The sequence below is a fragment of the Rhodococcus sp. B7740 genome, assembly GCF_000954115.1.
GTDB lineage: Bacteria > Actinomycetota > Actinomycetes > Mycobacteriales > Mycobacteriaceae > Rhodococcoides.
Genome location: NZ_CP010797.1, coordinates 317884 through 338344, shown reverse-complemented (window position 1 = coordinate 338344; position 20461 = coordinate 317884). Strand labels below are relative to the sequence as shown.

General features: G+C 65.7%; 13 protein-coding genes and 1 tRNA gene. 4 read left to right on the top strand and 10 right to left on the bottom strand.

The window, feature by feature from the left end:
- Positions 1 to 42: 42 nt before the first annotated feature.
- Complete coding sequence (locus NY08_RS01525; RefSeq protein ID WP_045194528.1) at positions 43 to 750, top strand: enoyl-CoA hydratase-related protein; 708 nt, start codon at positions 43 to 45, stop codon at positions 748 to 750.
- A gap of 19 nt (positions 751 to 769) precedes the next feature.
- Here NY08_RS01525 and NY08_RS01520 read toward each other — a convergent pair whose 3' ends face one another.
- The 4 genes from NY08_RS01520 to NY08_RS01505 all read right to left on the bottom strand — a co-directional run bounded on the left by NY08_RS01520 (position 770) and on the right by NY08_RS01505 (position 4007).
- Positions 770 to 1798 carry an LLM class flavin-dependent oxidoreductase gene (locus tag NY08_RS01520; protein ID WP_032394649.1) on the bottom strand — a complete coding sequence of 343 codons (1029 nt, stop codon included), beginning with the start codon at positions 1796 to 1798 and terminating at the stop codon, positions 770 to 772.
- Positions 1799 to 1880: 82 nt separating this feature from the next.
- Entirely contained in the window at positions 1881 to 2051 is a 171-nt protein-coding gene (locus NY08_RS25970; protein ID WP_158462494.1) for a hypothetical protein, read from the bottom strand.
- 341 nt (positions 2052 to 2392) lie between these two features.
- Entirely contained in the window at positions 2393 to 3574 is a 1182-nt protein-coding gene (locus tag NY08_RS01510) for a lipase family protein (RefSeq protein ID WP_045194526.1), read from the bottom strand.
- Positions 3575 to 3683: 109 nt separating this feature from the next.
- The gene (locus NY08_RS01505) at positions 3684 to 4007 is read right to left on the bottom strand and encodes a putative quinol monooxygenase (RefSeq protein ID WP_200893158.1); all 324 of its coding nucleotides are present in this window, start codon (positions 4005 to 4007) and stop codon (positions 3684 to 3686) included.
- 72 nt (positions 4008 to 4079) lie between these two features.
- Here NY08_RS01505 and NY08_RS01500 point away from each other — a divergent pair, with 72 nt between their 5' ends.
- Positions 4080 to 5603: a DUF6461 domain-containing protein gene (locus NY08_RS01500; protein WP_442970782.1), complete on the top strand. Its 1524-nt coding sequence runs from the start codon at positions 4080 to 4082 to the stop codon at positions 5601 to 5603.
- A gap of 162 nt (positions 5604 to 5765) precedes the next feature.
- Here NY08_RS01500 and NY08_RS01495 read toward each other — a convergent pair.
- Together NY08_RS01495 and NY08_RS01490 are read right to left on the bottom strand one after the other, a co-directional pair.
- Positions 5766 to 5839, bottom strand: a tRNA-Lys gene (locus NY08_RS01495).
- Positions 5840 to 5931: 92 nt separating this feature from the next.
- Positions 5932 to 6153, bottom strand: a complete 222-nt coding sequence (locus NY08_RS01490; protein ID WP_032375974.1) for a DUF3618 domain-containing protein — start codon at positions 6151 to 6153, stop codon at positions 5932 to 5934.
- A 77-nt stretch (positions 6154 to 6230) separates the two neighbouring features.
- Between NY08_RS01490 and bcp the strand changes: the two genes are divergently transcribed.
- A complete protein-coding gene (gene bcp / locus NY08_RS01485; RefSeq protein WP_045194524.1) occupies positions 6231 to 6704 on the top strand; it encodes a thioredoxin-dependent thiol peroxidase in 474 nt (157 codons plus the stop codon).
- Here bcp and NY08_RS01480 read toward each other — a convergent pair.
- Both NY08_RS01480 and NY08_RS01475 read right to left on the bottom strand, forming a co-directional pair.
- Positions 6693 to 8072: a dipeptidase gene (locus NY08_RS01480; protein ID WP_045194523.1), complete on the bottom strand. Its 1380-nt coding sequence runs from the start codon at positions 8070 to 8072 to the stop codon at positions 6693 to 6695. The two genes, bcp and NY08_RS01480, sit on opposite strands and share 12 nt — an antisense overlap.
- Positions 8073 to 8146: 74 nt before the next feature.
- Entirely contained in the window at positions 8147 to 9472 is a 1326-nt protein-coding gene (locus NY08_RS01475; RefSeq protein ID WP_045194522.1) for a hypothetical protein, read from the bottom strand.
- Positions 9473 to 9888: 416 nt separating this feature from the next.
- On the opposite strand from NY08_RS01475, the gene NY08_RS01470 reads away from it, so the two are divergent.
- Positions 9889 to 10530: a TetR/AcrR family transcriptional regulator gene (locus NY08_RS01470; RefSeq protein ID WP_371828362.1), complete on the top strand. Its 642-nt coding sequence runs from the start codon at positions 9889 to 9891 to the stop codon at positions 10528 to 10530.
- 77 nt (positions 10531 to 10607) lie between these two features.
- On the opposite strand, the gene acpS is transcribed toward NY08_RS01470, so the two are convergent.
- Both acpS and NY08_RS01460 read right to left on the bottom strand, forming a co-directional pair.
- The gene (acpS, locus tag NY08_RS01465) at positions 10608 to 11000 is read right to left on the bottom strand and encodes a holo-ACP synthase AcpS (protein ID WP_008715184.1); all 393 of its coding nucleotides are present in this window, start codon (positions 10998 to 11000) and stop codon (positions 10608 to 10610) included.
- Positions 11000 to 20305 (bottom strand): type I polyketide synthase, encoded by a 9306-nt coding sequence (locus NY08_RS01460; RefSeq protein WP_045194520.1) that lies wholly within the window; start codon positions 20303 to 20305, stop codon positions 11000 to 11002. Before NY08_RS01460 ends, acpS begins: the two co-directional genes overlap by 1 nt.
- Between the last annotated feature and the right edge of the window lie 156 nt (positions 20306 to 20461).

The following is a 20461-nucleotide window of genomic DNA, read 5'->3' as shown; positions in this document are numbered from 1 at the left end:
TCGTTGTGAGCTAGAACAACAGAAAATGGGTACGTTCGGGATATGCCATACCTGGAACGATTCGACGACGTATTCGTGCTGAACCTCGGCAGTCGAGGTGTGGACGATACCGAGAACCGCATCAGCCCGAACTGGGTTGCCGAGATCAACGCGCTTCTGGACGAAATCGAGACCGGAACGGGTCCTGCTGCGCTGGTCACGACGGCGACGGGAAAGTTCTTCTCCACGGGAGTCGATCTGTCCTGGGGTGCCGAGAACCTCGACCAGATCAACCGATTCATCGGGACGGTGCAGGAGATGTTGGTGCGCTTCCTGACATTTCCGATGCAGACCGTCGCGGCCATGCAGGGACACACCTACGGTGGTGCCGCGTTCTTCGTGATGGCGCACGACTACCGGATCATGCGATCCGATCGCGGATTTCTCTGCTTCCCCGGCGTGAACATCGGTGCGACGTACAGCCCGGGAACCGTCGACATGGTGCGTGCCAGGTTGGCTCCACATGCGTTCCACGAGGCTTTGACGACCGGCCGCCGGTACGGCGGTGGCGACGCCATGGCGCTCGGCCTGGTCGACGCGGTCTCGACGCAGGAGCGGGTACGCGAGGACGCCATCGCGCGCGCAGCCGAGTTGGCCGGCACCCGCGGTGACGTCCTGGGCGAGATCAAACGCACCATGTACTCGGCCGAGATCCGTTCTCTGCTGACGCCTGTCGCAGGCGTCGACGAAATGGAATGGGCCTCGAACTGACCGAGCCGCCAGCGCAGCGCTAACTACCTGCGACCAGAGGAGCGACCTCGGTGCCGAGGAGTTCGATCCCGCGCAACAGGTCACTGTGCGCCAGTCGCGGATTGGTCATCTGCAACGACAGCCGGTCCACACCTCCCAGTTGATCGCTCACTCGCAGGATCTTGTCCGCCACCGTCTTCGGATCTCCCATGAAGAACGCACCGTTGGGACCGGAGGTGGCATCGAACTGTTGCCGGCTGGGCCGAGCGAATCCACGTTCCCGAGAGATCTTGGTGAACATCTCGTTCCAGCCGGGGTAGATGGTGTCGGCTGCGGCCGTCGTGGTCTCGGCGACGAAGCCGAACACGTGCAGACCCACCTTCAGCTGCTCCGGCGGGTGGCCCGCCTGCGCTCCGGCGCGACGGTACAGATCGACGAGCGGGGCGAACTGTCGAGGTTCTCCGCCGATGATGGCAATCATCAGAGGGAGCCCGAGAAGCCCTGCGCGAGCGAAGGATTCAGGCGTACCACCGACGCCGACCCAGATCGGCAACGGATCCTGCAGCGGACGCGGGTAGATGCCCTGGCGGGTCAGTGCCGGGCGGTGCCGACCGGACCAGGTGACCTCGACGTTGTCGCGGATCTGCAGCAGGAGGTCGAGCTTCTCGGCGAAGAGCGAGTCGTAATCGGCCAGGTCGAGGCCGAACAGAGGGAAGGATTCGGTGAAGGATCCACGTCCCACGACCAGGTCGATCCGGCCCTTGGAGATCAGATCCAGGGTGGCGAACTCCTGGAACACCCGTACCGGATCGTCTGCGCTGAGCACCTTGACTGCGCTGCCGAGTCGGATGTTCTCGGTGCGCGCGGCTGCTGCGGCAAGAATGATCGACGGAGCCGAATCGTAGTACTCGCTGCGGTGATGCTCGCCGATGCCGAACGAGTAGAGCCCGACCTGATCCGCGAGGGCGATCTCTTCCAGCAGGTGACCCATTCGCTCCTCGGGAGCGATCACCCGGCCGTCGGTCGGATCGGTCACGGAAGAGACGAAGCTGTCTACGCCCAGATGCATGGTGGGACCTTTCGATTCGGGTTGGTCGACTCCATCAGCATCGGTGAAGATTCAATTATTCCGATCTGGGTCGAGCCGGCGACTACTCACCCCATCGTTTCAGCTCGTCCTCCGCGTAGTACATCTGCTGGGAAGCGCCGAAGCGAACGAGCAACTGTTGCTTGTCCTCGTAGAACCAGACCACGGTTCCGTACATACCTGCCATGGGCCCGATCAGCGGTGTGACTCCGTCGCCTACCTCGAATCCGTCCATCCCTGCACCGTACCGACCGAGGGTGCCGAAATCGGACACCCACCGTTCGGCCTATCGCTGTCCGCGCTTGCGTGCGCGCCGTTCCTCCAGCTTTCGCTTGCCGTAGCCCCAAGTGATGCGGCCTAGACCCTCGAAGAGTCGGCTGGAGAGACTTCTGCGGTTGCTCATGGTGTGGCCTCGTTTCCAGTGGTAATCATGTTCTGTCGGTCCGCTATCGGAAGCAGCAGGCTTTCCGGTACGCCTTGCACCTGGTAGCTGTCGAAAGTGAGTCGAATCGAAGGCGAGCAAGCGCACATCGGTCACGGGTGATCTACATCACTTACTACCTGTTGCGCGTCGCATCACGCCTGCGCGACAAGTCGATCGATCCATCCGATCACCTCGGGGTAGGCAGCGACGTTCGTGGCCGTGTGGTCGAACTCCGGAACGAGCTCGGTTCCGAAATCGAACTCGCGGACGGTGATGTCCACGGCACCCGCGGCGCGCCAACGCTGCGCGAGCAGTCGGCTCTGCTCGATCTCGACGGACGCGTCGTGGACGCCGTGCACGATCATCACGGGCGCGACGGGCGCGGTGAACCCGACGGTGTTCGCCACGGTCAGTGGCCCCAGCACGGGCCCGGTCATCAATTCTCCCAGGGACGAGCCGTCAGCAGTCAGATCCTCGGATCGCAGCGGTCCGTACGCGAGCGCGTCGGTGGTACAGAAGTCCTGTGCCGCATCGAGTGCCGCACGTCCGCGATCGTTGAAGAGGGCGCGGATCCGGTCGGCGAGGTCGGGGTGTGCGCCGATCAGACCGTCGATCGTGTACAGCATCGTCGCGGCCCATGCGGAGCCGTCCTGGCCTTCGACGCGGACCACCGGATCGGTCGGAGCGGCACCGACGAAGGCCCCGACCACGGACAACTCGGGCGCGTAGGTGGATGCGAGCTCTGCGGCGGCGGCCGATGCGACGCCGCCCGCCGAGTATCCGTAGAGCACGACGGGCGCGCCGGTCTCATGTGCTGCGGCCCGTGCCGCGTCCAGCAGTGCACGGGCGCCGGCGACCCGGCCCAGGAACTCGTACTCACCCGGGGTTCCGAGCCCTTGGTAGTCCGTCGTGACCACCTGGTACCCCTGCGCCAGCAGTGGGAGCAGTGCCGGCATCGTGGTTGTCAGTCCCTGCTCGGTCGACCCCGAGCAACGATCGGCAACCCCGTAACTTCCTGGCGCATAGGCGATCACGGGCCGGGGTCCGGCACCGTCCCACGCCCGAGTCGGTGTCACCAGAAGCCCCGACACCGCCACCGCACGATCGCGGGGATCGGCCGATCGATACAGAATGCGTTCGGTGCGTGCTCCCAGGAGGTCGAGCTGCGGCACTGATTCTCGGCGCACGATGGACCCGGGTGCATACGCCTCCAGGCCGACGACGGGCGCTCCGTAGAAATCGGCAGCGACGGGAGCCGCCGAGACGGGTGCAGCCGACATGACGAGCGCCCCGGCAAGGGCGAACGAAGCGAAGGTGACCCATGGGAGTTTCATCTCACGAGCAAGTATGCGGCGCTGCGCACCAATCCGCATTCGCTGCTCCGCCGCAACAAGTGCGGTGGCCGCGTGCACGGATCGCCATCACGATCATGGCGCTACTTACCTACTTGATCCACGTCGGGACGAGGCTGCGCACCTGTGGTGCGCCGGCCAACAACGGTGCCACCTCACGTTCGTACGCCCGGTAAGCGGGTTGCTGGAGAAACGTGAGCGCGTCTTCGGCGGTGCGGTAGTGCTGGAAGGCTGTGATGCCATCGGGATCGTCGACGTCGAGACCGTAGTAGTAGGCGAGATGTCCGGGGTTGTCGAGGACGGCCGGTGCCATGTGCTTTTCCCAGAGGGCTCGGACGGCGTCGCGCTGGTTCGGCAGGGTCTTGTGAGAGACGATGACGGTGACACCGGACAGGACGGCGGTTTCGGCTGCCATGGAGAGCTTCCTTTCGACTGACCATCAGTTGCGGTTCACGGCGATCATGCAGCATGGGTCGGACAATCGACGATGGTGCGGATCCGTGACGGACTGGGCACGCTACTGGCAGCCGCAGGACGAAGAAAATATTCGGTTCGCCATACCGGAAACTGTTGCCGTAGTGCGCCCGAGTGCATCTGCGATGCGGGTAGCCGCAGCCGACTGCGACATGTGCAAGGTACCCGTTCGACCAGTCTCGTCAGCACTCCTCGTCTGCGTGGCAAGGACATTCGACAGCCCCACCCGGGATTGTCTTCGCCGCGCTCGACTTCACTTCATCGTGCGCAAGAGTCCACATCCCCGCTTGATCAGGACAGACGCGGAGCTCCATTCGGATTGTCTGAAAACGTCAACATGAGACCGTGTGGTATGCGATCGTTCCAGGATTACATGTTCATTCCTGCCCAGTACGAGGGCTGGATCGGAAGCGGATACGTCTCGACGATAGTGTGCGCGGCGTCGCCATCGGAAGCCATCCAGGCGCTTCAGGCCGACGACAGTGAGCGTGTCACGGCATCGGGCGTCAAGGATCTCGTGTTTGCCGAATGGGATCTGGACGCGGCTCGAAAGACAGATGGCCTGAACACACAACTCGTCGGCGTCATCGATCTCGGTGGCAACAACGTTCTGCTCGTCCAACAGAATTCCCAGTACGTAGCAGCGACTGGGACGTACTTGGAACCACTGTTTCGAGGCCGAGACATAGTGTCGCACAGCAGTCTTGGTTCAGGAGAGCGGTTTGTTTGGTGGTCGAATGGGCAGATCGTGGCCGACTTCGATCCGTATCACTACGACCTCGAGGAAGCGGTAGCACCGAAGTCGGTAATCGATGCCGCGCGCACCATCGGCGGAGTAGGAATCGATGGTCCGCCGCCCCGAAACAAGGGTTTTCCCGCCGTGGCCGGGTCTTTCGCGTTGGCGGATCATCTGACTCAGTCGCGGGTCAGCCGTGAGGTACTGGCGACGGGGATATTCGGTGTCGTGGTGGTTCGGACAGGTCCCGCCCTGCCGCCCGCTCAACCCAGAACATTCGAGTCCGAATCATCCTGGGCTGCTGTCGTCGACCGCTACCAAAAGTCGTACCGACTGTCGCGGCATGGGCGAGCGAGTGAGACGACGGAGGGTCAAGTAGCGGAGGTTCGCTTCTGGTATCGCCCGCTTCGCTCGTACCTACTCGAAGACGAGTACGGAGTTCGGTTCGTCAGCGACTACCGTCAGAACATCTGGTCACGAGTCGATGGAGTTCTGGTGAAGGACGCGCCACCGATGGGCCTGAGGGTTCATCCTGATTCGCTGGTCGACCTGCAGAAAAATTGGGATGTCGAACTCAGCACGCTGCTTGCCGAGGAGACGGAGGGTGTCGCTGTCGAAGTCGGCGGGCGACCGGCTTGGCAATTCGATCTACCGTCCGGCTGGCAAGGTCTTCCGAGTTCAGTGGCCTTCGATTCCGAGACCGGGATCGCGCTGAGACGGCACACGACGTTCCAGACCATCGAGTTCATCGACCTCGAGGTCGGAACAGAATTGCCCGATGAGCTCTTCACGGGCGAATGATTCCCATCGAGCGCGGAGATCCAGCCCGAACGTCGTGGAAGGGTGCCTTCGGCGCGGAGTTGTTCATGCCACATTCTGTGTCTGGCCGCGACCAGCGGTTCGAGGCGAGAAACAAAACAAAAGTGCCCTTGCCAGTGAAATCACTGGCAAGGGCATCTGTTGTGCGCCATCAGGGATTCGAACCCCGGACCCGCTGATTAAGAGTCAGCTGCTCTAACCAACTGAGCTAATGGCGCCGATCCGCACCGCGTGTTCTCTGCGGTGCGGGAGAAACATTAACAGCAGATACCGCCAGATGTGAAATCGGCTGGTCGGAGCGCCTGCTGACTCAGTTGAAGATCCGGCGAACCACGAGAACTGCCACCACTGCGCCGACTCCGAGGAGAGTGAACTTCACTGCCGGCTCGTTGAGCTTGGCCACCACGGACTGCTTGGTATTGGCGACGATGTTCTTTGGGCTGGCACGGACGCTCAGCTCGTCCAGGGTGCTGGCGAGCTGATTGCGAGCGGCCTCGATCTCGCGCTCGATCCGGTCGGTGTCCTTGGCCACGTGTCCTCCAACTTGTTGCAAATAGTCTCGGTCGCAGTCGAGCCTAGAGCACGACGACATTTCGATAGTCTCGTGCGGTGACCGAATACATCAAGCTCGAGCCGGGCGACACCGCTCCGGCGTTCACCCTGCCCGATGCCGACGGCAACGACGTCTCTCTCGCCGACTATGCAGGCAAGAAGGTGATCGTGTACTTCTACCCCGCCGCGAGCACCCCCGGCTGCACCAAGCAGGCCTGCGACTTCCGGGACAGCCTTGCCGAGCTCAACGGAGAAGGCCTGGAAGTCATCGGCATCTCCCCCGATAAGCCAGCCAAGCTCGCCAAGTTCCGCGACAAGGAAGAGCTGACGTTCCCCCTGCTCTCCGACGAGGAGAAGACGACGTTGCAGGCGTGGGGCGCATTCGGGGAGAAGAAGAACTACGGCAAGGTCTACGAGGGCGTCATTCGCTCCACGTTCCTCGTCGACGAGGCAGGCAAGATCGAGGTGGCGCAGTACAACGTCCGGGCCACCGGCCACGTCGCCAAGCTTCGCCGCGATCTAGCTGTCTGAGTCCTCACTGCCGGACCCGGCCAGTCGCTGCAGGAACAACGCCTCGGCGACGGCCATCTTCTCGATTTCCGACGGATCCACGCTCTCGTTGGGAGCGTGGATCCGACACCGAGGTTCCTCGACGCCCATCAGCACGATCTCGGCGTCCGGCAACACCTGAGCCAGCGCGTTGCACAGCGGAATCGACCCACCTTGGCCAGCCGTCCCCATGGGATGCCCGAATGCCTCCGCCAACGCCTCGGACAGCGCCGCATATCCCGGCCCGTCGGTCCCGGCTCGAAACGGCGATCCGATCGCTTCACGCTCGACGGTGACGCGCGCATTCCACGGCGTACGCGCCTCCAGATGAGCCACCAGGGCATCCTGAGCCCGCTGCGGATCCGTTCCAGGCGGTACCCGCAGATTGAGCCGTGCCGACGCACGAGGCGAGATCGCAGCAGCAGACCCCACCACCGGTGGACAGTCGATCCCCAGGATCGTCAGAGCGGGCCGCGCCCACACCGCCTCCGCGACCGAGCCCGAGCCGGCCAGCCCGACGCCGTCGAGCACCCCGGCATCGGCACGGAACTGCTCGGCGTCGTACGGGACCCCGTCCCAGGTCTGCGTTCCGTCCAGACCATCGACGACGGTGTCTCCCTGCTCGTTCCGCAACGTGGAGAGCACCTGCACCAAGGCTGCGAGCGCATCGGGAGCAGGACCGCCGTACATTCCGGAATGCACTTCTCCTGCAAGCGTTTCCACGTGCACTACTACATTCGCGATACCGCGAAGCGTGGTCGTCACCGTCGGCGATCCCACCTTCGTGTTCCCGGTATCGCCGATGACGACCATGTCTGCGACGAACAGTTCGGGTCGCTGCTCCACGAGCGCTTCCAACCCGCCCGTGCCCATCTCTTCCGAACCCTCGCAGATGATGCGCACGCCGACGTCGAGTGACTCCCCCAGTGCCCGTAGCGCCAGCAAATGCATGATCACGTTGCCCTTGCAGTCCGCCGAACCCCGCCCGTACCAACGGCCGTCCCGTTCGGTCAGCTCGAAAGGTTCACTGTTCCACAGTGTTCGGTCACCCGGAGGTTGAACGTCGTAGTGCGAGTACAGCAGAACGGTCGGCGCTCCCGCGCGAGCCGGCCGCGAACCGACGACCGCCAGTGAGCCGTCGACCGTCTCGATCAGTTGGACGTCGGGAATTCCCGCGTCGACGAATGCCCGTTGCACCCACTGCGCCGCACCGGTGCATTCCTCGACCGGAAACTGCCGAGGATCGTGCACCGAGGCGAACCGGACCAACTCTGCCAGCTCCGATTTCGCTCGGGGCATCTGCGACGCGATTGCAGATCGAACGTCGACGGGTCGCGAATCGGCGGGCATGAATCCTCCAAACGAGAAAATGACAGACGGGCCGTAGCCAGTCTGTCATCACTCGTCATACGAACCGTTCACCGTCAGCCGCCGGAGAGCTCCTGATGAATCCACTCACCGGTTTGCTGCCAGTGCCGATCCCACGCTTCCTGTTCGAGCTGTTCGGGCGACTTACCCGGCTCCGGAATGGGAACGGGAACGGTGAATTGCGGAGGGGCCACCGTGGTCGTTGCCGGCTGCGGAGCCGCCACGGCCTGACGTGGCGGATCCTGTGTCACCCAAGGCTCAGTGGTCGGTGCGGGCTCGACAACCGCCCACGGGTCCACTGTCGGGGGAATCGCCTCGGTCGGGGGCGCAATATCCGGTGCCGGTGGAACGACGACCGCAACCGGGTCGGACGCGGTGGGGTCCGCCTGCCGAGTCGCTCCCACCAGATCCGTACCGGCGTCGCGTCGATCGACACTCTGTTCGGCAGTCGTCTCCGATTCATCCGGCAACGTCGCAGCGACCGCGACACCTGCGGAGAGCACCCCGGCCAGCAGCACTGCGGCGAACACGAGCTTGCGCCCGGAGCCTGCCGACCGGGCCGGCTCGGCCCCGACGACCGACGACACGGCAGGCACCGGAAGCGGCGCTACCACCCTGTCGACATCCGCGTCCGCCGCTACCTCTGGATCGGACTCCGCGGCCTCGACTAAGGCGATCCGGGCGTCGATCTCGTCCGCTTCCACGACCTCGGTCTCGACGGCCTCGACCTGCTCCGGCTCCTCGGTCGCCACCGGCGGTGCGGCCACTGCTGTCGGCTCCTCCTGATGCGCCAGCAGCGCAGCTCCCCGCGCTGCGACCTGGTCCGCATCACCCACGCGCGCGACGGGAACGCCGAGTCCGAGGGACAGGATGTCGACCAGGTCTCGACTACTGGACCGGTCGCCGAACAACGCAACGAACTCGGGCTTCTTGCCGGATTGATCGACCACTTCCCACGCCAAGGGGATGGTGCTGCCGATGCGCTCGGGCGACATCGAGTCCAGCGCAGCAGTCTTCGCCGGCGTGATCGAGGCGTCGGCTGCGTCGGCGAGAGAAATGGAGACGCCCGTGTCGCCCATGTAGTACAGAAGCACTGTCTTCGCGTCGGCGAATTCTTCCGAGGTTGCCAGCCAGCCGAGGAACGACTCGGTCACCGACGACAGCACTGCGGGTTCGTCGCCGAGGGCATCCGCGAACTCCGCGCGTTCCTCCTCGGTTCGATACACCACTGCCACTGCGTCCACGTCTTCGTCGAGCGTCGCCGCCTCGCTGCGCATCGTCTCGATCGCGGCGGTGAGAACCGAGGCGGCGTCGGGATCGAGCGGGGTCGTCCGGTCGGCGAGAACCTCGCCCGAGGTCGGCTCCAACAGCACTGTCTGCATCGAGCCAGATTCGATCGCTATACCAATAATTGCCATGGCAGTCTCCCTGTGCTCAGGGTGGAGGCACCCGACCATGAACGTCGTTCAGCGGTTCCGAACGACGATCACCCTGCACGGAATTTGATTCTGTTACCTAAACCATACCTGTTGACGGTTAAATTGGCCCCGATCGGTCTTGGAGTTTGTCACAGTATGAGGATCCGGCGTTTGTAATCGACCCCAGGATTCTTCGAAACCCTAGGCTGGAACTCGCCTATTCGAGCCAGATGCGCAGCCTGCGGGCGTGACCTCGCGGACCGTTGTGGATATCGAGCACCCGCGCCGGATAGCCTGACCGGGTGGAATCCTCTGCTCGTGCCCAGTCCTCGCGCCGTCTCGACGCCGCGCTCGAGTCGACGGCACAGACTCAGGAGCTCATGCCGCGACGGCGTCCTACCCAGGAACGCAGCCAGCGCAAGTTCGACGCGCTGCTGCAAGCCTCACGCGAGTTGCTCAGTGACGTCGGTTTCGAGTCGTTCACCTGCGAGGAAGTCGCGTCGCGCGCCGAACTACCGATCGGCACCCTGTACCAGTTCTTCGCCAACAAGTACGTCATCGTCTGCGAGCTCAACCGCCAGGACCTCGTCGGGGTGCAACAGGAGCTCGCCGAGTTCGACGGCGAGGTGCCGTCCCTGGACTGGGTGCGCTTCCTCAACAACTTCGTCGACCACATGGCCGGCATGTGGATGACCGATCCGTCGCGCCGCGAAGTGTGGCTCGCCATGCAGTCGACACCGTCGACCCGCGCAACCGGGGTGATCCACGAGCGGGAGTTCGCCGAGCAGGTCTCGCGCATGCTCGGACCGCTCACTCCGCGCACGCCTCGGCATCGCCGCAACCTCATGGCTCAGGTGCTGGTGCACATCGTCTACTCGATGCTCAACTTCTCCGTGCAGGACGGCCAGAGCCACGAGGACGCCGTCGCCGAGCTCAAACGCATCATGATGGCGTACCTGCTCGTCGCCGAGAAGGAGAGCAGGCGCTCCGGCGGCTCGGCGAGCGACACCGAGCAAGCCTGAGCAACCCGAGCCCGCACAGACGAAAGGCCCGCCCGATCACCTGGATCGGACGGGCCTGACTCGTTGTCGGAGCGAACTCACTCCTCCAGAATTGCCACGGCAGCGGCGATGTCACCGTCGTGCGTCAGCGACAGATGAATCTTCACCGTCGGCAGGAACTCCTGCGCCATCCCGTGCAACTTGATGGACGGCCGGCCCCACGCATCGTTGACGACCTCGATCAGCGGATACGGGTTGTCACCGATCTGCGGCGGCCGAGCGAATCGCGATGTCGCCCATGCCTTCAGCACTGCTTCCTTGGCCGCCCACCGTGCTGCGTAGTGGCGGGTCGGATCGGAACTCTTAGTCGCGGCATGACGGCGCTCGCCCGCGGTGAAGCTGTCGCGGATCATCGTCGTGCCGACCTTCTCCATCTGCTCGGCGAAGTCGGACACCGTCACCAGGTCGAAACCCACTCCCAGGATCGCCATCAGATGGCACCCGGCAGACCGGAGGAGTAGACGTCGTCCTCGCCGAGGCGAGCGGACTCGTTGAGCAACACGTTCGCCTCCAGTTCACGTGACGTCTTGGCCGGCGTCCCGTCATGTCCGAGCCGTCGATCGTCGGGCCGCTCGTAGAGGGAGTCTCCCCCCACCATCGCGGAGATCAGCCTGCGCTGACCGGCGATCCGGCGCTCGTTCGCCTTCGCGATGTACTCCGCACGCCGGTCCGCCGGAACGGCCTCGACGAATGCCTGCGGGTGCACCAGGGCGATGAGTCCGGACACGTGACCGAATCCGAGCGAGGTGAGCAGACCTGCCTTGAGCGGCACCGAGTCACCGAAGCGCAGCGGCTCCCGTGCCCACACCAGATGCTCGAACGCGGTCATCTTGTCGTCGACGCAGTCGAGGCTGCGGTTCGGCGGAATGACGCCGTTGGCCAGCACCTGGCACAGGCCGATCAGCTGCCAGGCAGCCGCTCCACCCTTCGAGTGTCCGGTGAGGCTCTTCTGCGAGACGACAAACAGCGGAGCGCCGTCCGAACGGCCGATGGCCTTGGCGAGGCGGGTGTGCAATTCCGCCTCGTTGGGGTCGTTGGCTGCGGTGGAGGTGTCGTGCTTGGAGATCACGGCCACGTCGTCTGCGCTGACGCCGAGTGCGTTGAGCGAGAGTGCGAGCGCCGAATCCTTCCCGCCGCGACCGGCACTGAGCGCACCGAGTCCCGGAGCCGGGATGGAGGTGTGCACTCCGTCGCCGTACGACTGTGCGTAGGCCACCACTCCGAGGACCGGCAGGCCCATCTCGAGTGCCAGGTCGCCGCGAGCGAGCAGAATCGTTCCGCCGCCGTGGGATTCGACGAATCCACCGCGCCTGCGGTCGTTCGCCCGCGAGAACCGCCGATCGCTGATGCCCTTGGCGGTCATCGCTGCCGAGTCTGCCGTGGCCGACATGTCACCGAAGCCGATGATGCCTTCGTTGCTCAGGTCGTCGAAGCCGCCGGCGACCACGAGCTGCGCCTTGCCCAGCTTGATCTTGTCGACGCCTTCTTCGACGGAGACGGCCGCTGTGGCGCAGGCGGCGACGGGGTGAACCATCGCGCCGTAGCTACCGATGTACGACTGGACCACGTGCGCAGCAACGACATTCGGCAGAGCCTCCTGCAGGATGTCGTTCGCACGAGCATCACCGAGCAGGGTGTCGATGTACAGCGAGCGCATGGACTCCATGCCGCCCATGCCGGTGCCCTGTGTGTTGGCCACCAGCGTGGGGTGCACCCAGCGCATCAATTCCGACGGGTTGAAGCCCGAGGAGATGAACGCGTCGACCGTGGTGACGATGTTCCACAGTGCGACTCGGTCGACCGAGCTGGCCATGTCGGGCGAGATGCCCCACTTGGTCGGATCGAATCCGGTCGGAATCTGCCCACCCACGGTGCGAGTGAGCTTCATTTTGCGCGGGACGCGAATCTCGGTGCCCGCCTTGCGGGTGACCTGCCAGTCGCTCGAATCCGGGACCGGCGTGATCAGCGTGTGCTCGGGATCCGCTGCTGCGAACGACCGGGCATCGATCTCGGTTCCGACCACGAATGTCAGGTCGTTGTCGAGGAAGATCGAGGTCATCAGCGGAGCGGTGTTGCCGACCATCGCGCCGTCGTCGCCGTAGGTGCGGATGCCGCACTTCTCGACCACGATGTCGTGGTACTTGTCGGCGATGTCCTCCTCGGGCACCAGGTCACCGGACTCGATGTCGTACCAACCCGGCTTGGGATCGTTCTCCCAGGCGATCAGGCCGGTGTTCCACGCGAGTTCGAGAACGCCTGCGGCAGAGAGCTGCTCGTCGACCTCCATCTCGAAGCGGGTACGTGCCGAACCGTACGGTCCGAGCTCGCCCGCACCGACGATGACGACGAGGTCCTTCGGGTCGACATCGAGTGTCGGCCACGCCGGAGCGGTGGTCGTCGTCGACAGCCGCGGCGGTGCGGGCAGTGCCGCGATAACCGAACTGTTAACGACCTCTTCGGTCTTCTCGGCCACGGACGCAGCTGCGTCTCGAGCGAGTTCGACGAGGTTGAGCTTGGTGTTGGCCAGCCCGCCCGTGAGATCGGCGACGATCGGCTCCTGCGCAGCCTGTCGGCGAGCGGCAGGCGTGCACAGTTCGAGCAGCTCGGTCGCCATCTCGTCGGTCGACCAGGTGCGCACACCCTCGGCCTCGACGGCCTCGACGATGGGATCGTTGCCACCCATCAGGCCGGTGCCGCGCACCCACCCGATATGTGCGTGGGCGATGGACACCCGCTCGGCCCAGTTCTTCTCCGAACCCCACTTGGCGACAACTGCATCGAGTGCAGCCTTCGACTCACCGTAGGCACCGTCGCCACCGAACATTCCGCGGTTCGGCGATCCCGGCAGCACCACGTGCAGGTGGGTGTCGATGTCGGTGTCGTGACCGACCTTGGACAGTCCGCCGATCAACCGTTCGACCGACCAGAGCAGCACGCGCATTTCCATCTCGGCGCGAGCTCCGGCGTCGGACATCTCGCCCATGACCCGCGGTGCGGCGAACGGGAACAGCATCGTCGGCGTCGCTGCGGCCTTGACCAGGGTCTTCGCGCCACCGGCAGTGTCGACGAAGTCGCTGCCGATCCACTCGATGAGCGCATCGACGTCGGTGTACGACGCGATGTTGGCCGGAACCACCCACAGCGATGCTCCGCTGCGTGCGTTGTCGCGGTAGAGGCTGCGGTAGAAGCCGAGTCGCTCGTCGTCGAGCCTGGAGGTGGTGACGAAGACCGTCGCTCCCCCGGCCAGCAGCTTGGCTGTCACCGCTGCTGCGATGGATCCCTTGCTGCCACCGGTGACGACCGCGACCTCGTCGGACCACTGGCCCTTGTCCTCGGATGCGACCGCGATGCCGGAGATGCGTCCGAAGGTCTCGGCGAGCACGGTCTTGTTCTCGTGGTCGGCCTTGGCCTTCCACCACTGCGCCTGAGCTGCAACGGCATTGCCTGCGCCCGCAAAGGACTCGACGGCGACATCGCCTGCGGTACCGAGCCACAACCGGGCCAGATCCTCACGGGCGGTTGCCCATCGGTCGTCGATCAGGACGGCGCGCTTGGCGTCGAACGCCGGGGCCACGAGGCGAGGCCAGTCGGATCCCAGCTCGGCCGAGACCAGCTCGACCAGAGCGGCATCGGGATCCTCGGCCAGCACTGCGTTGGGAGCATCGGCGAGTCCGAGCTGCTCGAGCACCAGCCGGGCTGCGGAGGCGAGGACGCCGTCGCGGCCGGTGATGTGCTCGGTGAACTCACCGAGAGCAGCAGCGTCGACGGTTCCGCCGGCCCCGCCACCTGCCTGCGGCATCGAGACTGCGACGCCGCGGCGTGCGGCCACCGCGGCTACGGCCGCGTCGATGACGTTGTCGACTGCGTTGCCGTCGGCGAGAGCGCCGTCGGCCAGGCCGCCGAGTGCGCCACCACGAACCGAGGCACCGTCACGGGTACCGAGAGCGACCTCGGCGGTGACGTGGTGCGCCCAGCCGTCGCCCAGTTCCCAGGTCTTCTTGACGCGATCGGCGATCGAGGCCGGGCGTCGACCCGAGGGGCCGAAGACCTTGCGGAGGTGGTCGTTGATGGAGTCGCTGAGCACCGGACCGAACGGCTTGTAGGTACGAGCCAGCTTGTTCACCGTGCCCGAGAGCGCACCCATGTCGGCATCGGCTGCGCCGTCGATGGCACCGAGCGAGAGCTCGGAACCGAGGTCGACGAGCAGCTGGTTACGACGCGAGGACACGCCGTCGCACAGTGCCTCGATGGTGTCGGCGGGCCCGATCTGATCGAGCTGCAGCTTGGTCCACAGACCGATGAGGATCTTGGTCGCATCGGCCGCGACGAACGCGATGTCGTCCGGACGAGGTCCGCCGGACGGTGCTGCGGCCGGAGCGGGCGCGGGTGCCGCGGCAGGGGCCGAAGCTGCTGCCGGAGCAGCGGCCTCCACCGGTGCCGACTCTTCCTCGTCGGCCGGAGCCGGGTCGGTGTCGGTGCCGTAGATGATCGCAGCCTCGCGCTCGAGGTTCAGCACCTCGACCGGGTGGCCGAAGCGGCCCGGCAGCTTGAGGGTCTGCGACGCGAGGTTCGCCACGGTCGGAGTTGCACCGAGGCCGATCTCGACGAAGCGCTCGACACCCATGCCACCGTCGGACTCGTCTGCGAACAGCAGGTCCTGGGTCTCGATCCAGCGCACCGGGCTGGCGAACTGCCAAGCAAGCAGCTCGGTCAGAATCACGCGGCACAGGTCGCTCGGCCGAGCAGCCCACGAATCGAACTCCGCGAGAACGGCGTTCAGCGGCTCGGACGGAACCAGATCGGCGATCTCCTGAACGAACTCGCGCTCGAGCGAGAACGGCTTGGGCACCAGGTTCGGGATGTAGCGACCCACCAGGATCGCCGGATCGATCTGCTCGGGGAGCAGAGTCTGGAGGCGATTGCGGAAGTCGTCGACTCCGCCACGCAGCACCGTGGAGTGGAACGGCACGTCGATGCCGGGAACCATGATGTAGGCGGCCTTGCCACCGAACTCGGCACGGCGGATCGCGATCTTCTTCTCCAGCTCGCCGAGGCCGGCAACCGTGCCTGCGATGGCGTACTGCGAGCCGCGCAGGTTGAGGTTGACGATCTCGAGGAATTCACCGGATTCTGCCGCGACACCGGCGACGAAGCCCTGGACGTCCTCGTCGGCCAGGCCGATCTGCGACGGGCGGATCGCTGCCATGCGGTAGTCGCTGCGGCCGCTGGCATCACGCGGAACGAGCGCGTGCATGGCCGATCCACGCTGGAAGACGACCTCGAGGACGGCTTCGAGCGGGAGCACGCCGGCTACGGCTGCGAGGGCGTTGTACTCACCGACGGAGTGGCCGGCGAGGATCGAGTTCTCCACGAACGCACCGGATTCACGCAGTTCGGCCACCTGTGCGACGCCGAGAACGGCCATCGCGACCTGGGTGAACTGGGTCAGGTGCAGCACACCGTCGGGATGCTTGTGCGTGACGCCCCGCGCCTTGAGCGACGTCGGGTTGTCTCGCACCACAGCGAGAATGGAGAAGCCGAGCGCGCTGCGGGTGTGCTTGTCGGCACGCTCCCACACCTCGCGTGCGGCCTTCGAGCGGGACCGTGCGTCCAGGCCCATTCCCGCACGCTGGATGCCCTGGCCCGGGAAGGCGTAGACGGTCTTCGGCGGCGCGGTGCGCGCGGTGGCGACCATGACCAGTTCTCCTGCGACACGGCAGGAGACCTCGATCAGTTCGGCACCCTGATCGAATCCGGTGCGGTCGACGCGAACGTCGATCTCGGCTCCGGGTCGAACCATGCCGAGGAAGCGTGCGGTCCATGCGGTGAGGCGACGCGGCGGAGTCTTGGTGTCCGCGTGGTCGACTGCGGTGACCGTCTGCTGGGCAGCGGCCGAGAGCCACATGCCGTGCACGATCGGGCTGCCGAGACCGGCGAGCAGAGCCGCGGCGTCGGAGGTGTGAATCGGGTTGTGGTCGCCCGAGACCTGAGCGAACGCGGCCATGTTGCGAGGGGCGACGATGGTGGCCTGACGACGGCGACGACGCGGGGTGTCCCGTGCGTCGGCGCTCACCGAGCCACCGGCGCGAGCCGGGTCGACGAGCTCGCCCTTGCCGGTGCGTCCGCGAATGGCGAAGCGCTCCACCAGAGTTGCGACGGCGGGAGCGTCGAGCCCCTCACCGAGCATGGCACCGATCTCGACGGTGACCTCGACGACGCGGCCGAGATCGGTGTCGAGCACCTCTCCGGCGGCGGCCTTGACCACGAGAATGGAGGTGTCGGTGGGCAATTCGCCGACCAGGGCGACGCTGTGATCGAGGTGCACCAGGTCGAGCATGCCTTCGATGACGTCGATGCCTTCGGCGTTGCGAGTGGCACCCAGGACGGCGAAGACGGCGGGCCAGCAGGCACCGACGAGGACGTCGGGAACGGCCTTGCCACTGACGGTCAGCGAGTCCGGCAGTCCGGATCCGGTGACGCCTGCGTGGTCGGCGATCAGATCGGGGATCCACGCGATGTTCAGCCGGGCAACGCCGCTCTTCACAGCCGGAAGTTCCTGGCCTGCAGCAACTCCGAGCAGAGCCGACATGGCCTGCTGGGCGTCCTGTGCGGTGACGACGGGCGCGCCGCCGTCGATCGTCGAGGCCGGAACCGTCAGGCGGATGCGAACTTCCTTGCCCGGAGCGAGCGGAACCAGCAGCTCCACGTGCTCGGAATCGAGCACGGTGAGCGACGAGCCGGTCTGCGGGTGCGCCGCGACGGTCTCGGATTCCACGGTCCAGTCGGCCGGATCACCCAGGCGTGCAACGGGGTTCTGCGTCATGCGAGAGGCCCAGGTGACGTCGGGAGCAGCCAGCACGATACCCAGCAGTCCGGGTGCGATCTCGGCGTGGCGACGGCTGGCGACGGCCGTGGGCTCGATGCCCTCGGCAAGCAGCTGATCTGCGGTGGCCTTCTCGAAGCGATCGAGCAGCTCGCCCACGGGCTCGTCGACGCGAGTGATGCCCGCGACGGCGACGGTACCGGGGATGATGCAGACCTGATCGGCCGAGTAGCGGGCGTCGTGTGCCTGCCACAGCGAGTCACTGCGCCACCAACGACGCACATCGCCGTCGACGACGGGGACGAAGTTGACCGGCTTGCCGGGCATGCGGCACAGCGAGGTGAAGAAGGTGATGTCGGCCGGGTGCAGAACCACGTCGGCGGCGTCGGGGAATTGTGCGAGCAGTGACTTCAGTGCCGCGCGTGGGCGTTCGAGAACCTCGGCGTCGGCGAACAGGGTGGGGATGGGTCCGCGATCGACCGGATGCAGGCGAGCCTCGGCACGCTGCAGCATCTCCAGGAAGCGTGTCCGCCAGGTGATGTCGAGCCACACGGATTCGCGTGCCTCGGTCACGGCATCGGTGAACTCGCCGCCGCAGTCGAATTCGCTGCGCGAGTCGGTTCCGACGGCCAGGTCGAGGTAGCGAACGAGCCACTGCTGGTACGTCATGTCGGCGACGTCACCGAAGAAGGGCTTTGCGGTGCCGTCGAGTGCGGCGATGATCTCGTCACGACGCTCGGCCACGGCGTCGGCGTTGCCGGCGACCTCGTCGAGCAGTCGGCCGCACCGAGATGCCGCATTGTCGATCTCGTGGATGTCGGCACCGAGCTGGCTTCGGCCCGAGGCCATTCCGCCGGTGGCGGTACCGGCACCGACCCAGTCGGGGGTTCCGGGGGTGTCGACCAGAAGCTGCTTGACCTCGGGAGCCGTCGTGGCCTCCAGGGTCGCCATCGCTGCGGTGCCGACGAGGATTCCGTCGAGCGGCATCTTCGGGTAGCCGTGCACGGCCGACCAGGTACCGGTGAGGTATTCCGCTGCCCGCTCGGGGGTGCCGATGCCGCCGCCGACGCAGACGACGAGGTTGGGCCGTGACCGCAGCTCGGCGTAGGTGGTCAGCAGCAGGTCGTCGAGGTCCTCCCACGAGTGGTGTCCGCCTGCGCGGCCACCCTCGATGTGAACGTTGACCTGGTAGGACGGAACCTCGTTGGCGATGCGGATGACGGCGCGAATCTGCGCGACGGTGCCGGGCTTGAACGAGACGTAGCTGATTCCGGCCTCGGACAGCTCTTCGATGAGAGCCACGGCCTCGTCGAGCTCAGGGATGCCTGCGGTGACGACGACGCCGTCGATGGCCGCACCCGCTGCGCGAGCGCGCTGCACGATGCGGCGTCCGCCGAGCTGCAGCTTCCACAGGTACGGGTCGAGGAAGAGAGAGTTGAACTGGATGGCGCGGCCGGGCTCGAGGAGGGTGGAGAGCTCGGCGACACGATCGGTGAAGATGTCCTCGGTGACCTGGCCGCCACCGGCCAGCTCGGCCCAGTGGCCTGCATTGGCAGCTGCGGCAACGATCTTCGCGTCGACCGTCGTCGGCGTCATGCCTGCGAGCAGGATCGGCGAACGTCCGGTCATCTTGGTGAAGGAGGTCTCGACCACGACTCGGCCGTCGGGCAGCGTGACCGGCGTGGGGGCGTAGGCAGACCATGCGGGCTGGACCTCGGGAGCAGCTCCCGGGGTGAGCAGGTTGCGGTGGCCTCCGCGTGAGGACGCGGCGATGATGCCGACGCCCTGTCCGCGCAGTGCCGGAGTGGTCATGCGGGTGAGCAGGTCGCCTGGGCCGAGATCGAGAATCCAGTCGGCACCGGCGTCGACGACACCGTCGATGGCGTCGACCCAATCGACGGAGTCCACGAGGATCTTCTGCGCGAGGTCGCGTGCGAGCTCGACATCGAGTCCACAACGCTGTGCCCAGGCGCTGACGAGTTCGACAGCGTCTGCCAGGGCGGGATGATGGAAGCCGATCTCGACGGGAAGCTGCTCGAACACCGGGGCGAACACGGCACCGCCACGCTTCTTGGCGTCGCGGTCGCGCTCTTCCTCGGCAGCGATCTGCTCGCACTTCTCCTGCACGCGGGCCAGCTGGGCGGGAGGTCCCGAGAGCACGACGCGACGGCGGCCGTTGCGGATGGCGAGGGCTGCGGATCGCTCCGGCGCTCCGGCGATCGCGAGTTCGGCGATGATCGACTGCAGTCGTGCGGGTTCGACGTTGGCAACCGAGACCATCGGGGCGCGGTCTCCGGCACCGATGATGCCGCGGCGGCGGCCGACGAGACCTGCAGCGGCACCCACGAGCTGGGCGATCGCGAGGAAGCTCGCGTCCTTCGCGCCGTCCGCTGCGACGGATTCGGCGGCGATGAGGCCCTGCGAGTGTCCGACGACCTTGACCGGCGGGGTCTGGGCGGGATCGAGTCCCTGCAACTTCAGTGCGCGCAGTGCCGCGACCTGAGTGAGGAACACTCCGGGCAGCGAGACGGCAGCGGAGGTCAGTGCAGCCTCGGAGGGTCCGTACGAGCCGGCGGTGTCGTCGTCGGCGAGGTCCTGTTCGAGCATCCAGCCGATCGGGTCGAAGCCGACCGAGCGTACGACCAGCAGCTCGTCGGCAACGGGTGCGAGAGTGACTGCAGCCTCGTTGACGAGATCGGTCAGTTCGGGTTCGAGCGCGGAGTCGCGAGCCAGTTCTTCGAGGGAGCTGAGCCACGGTGCACCCTGGCCACCGAAGGCCAGTGCGTACGGCTCGCCCGCGGCGAAACGATCTGCCAGAGTCCGAGAGCCGCCATTGCTTCTAGGGGATTTGTCTGCGTTGCCGGTGCTTCGCGAACCTCGTCCGTGTGATGGTGTGCTCTCGTTGATCGTCAAGGCTGAAGATTCCTCTCGTGGACGCCTCGGGGGTCGGGGCGTTCGCTGTGATGACTGCCCTGGCGCGTCGTGGGCAACAGGGTCGAAGCGGTGAGCCGGTCCTCGTCGACAGGTCTTCTCCGCGCTGCTCAAGGTTGACACAAAATCATGAGGAAA

Coding starts and splice junctions, on each gene's coding strand:
- NY08_RS01505 (WP_200893158.1), bottom strand. CDS start 4,007: ATGGCAGCCGAAACCGCCGTCCTGTCCGGTGTCACCGTCATCGTCTCT.
- NY08_RS25970 (WP_158462494.1), bottom strand. CDS start 2,051: ATGGACGGATTCGAGGTAGGCGACGGAGTCACACCGCTGATCGGGCCC.
- NY08_RS01520 (WP_032394649.1), bottom strand. CDS start 1,798: ATGCATCTGGGCGTAGACAGCTTCGTCTCTTCCGTGACCGATCCGACC.
- NY08_RS01525 (WP_045194528.1), top strand. CDS start 43: ATGCCATACCTGGAACGATTCGACGACGTATTCGTGCTGAACCTCGGC.
- NY08_RS01470 (WP_371828362.1), top strand. CDS start 9,889: ATGCCGCGACGGCGTCCTACCCAGGAACGCAGCCAGCGCAAGTTCGAC.
- NY08_RS01480 (WP_045194523.1), bottom strand. CDS start 8,072: ATGCCCGCCGATTCGCGACCCGTCGACGTTCGATCTGCAATCGCGTCG.
- NY08_RS01510 (WP_045194526.1), bottom strand. CDS start 3,574: ATGAAACTCCCATGGGTCACCTTCGCTTCGTTCGCCCTTGCCGGGGCG.
- NY08_RS01500 (WP_442970782.1), top strand. CDS start 4,080: ATGGTGCGGATCCGTGACGGACTGGGCACGCTACTGGCAGCCGCAGGA.
- NY08_RS01475 (WP_045194522.1), bottom strand. CDS start 9,472: ATGCAGACAGTGCTGTTGGAGCCGACCTCGGGCGAGGTTCTCGCCGAC.
- acpS (WP_008715184.1), bottom strand. CDS start 11,000: ATGGCGATCCTGGGAGTGGGTTTCGACCTGGTGACGGTGTCCGACTTC.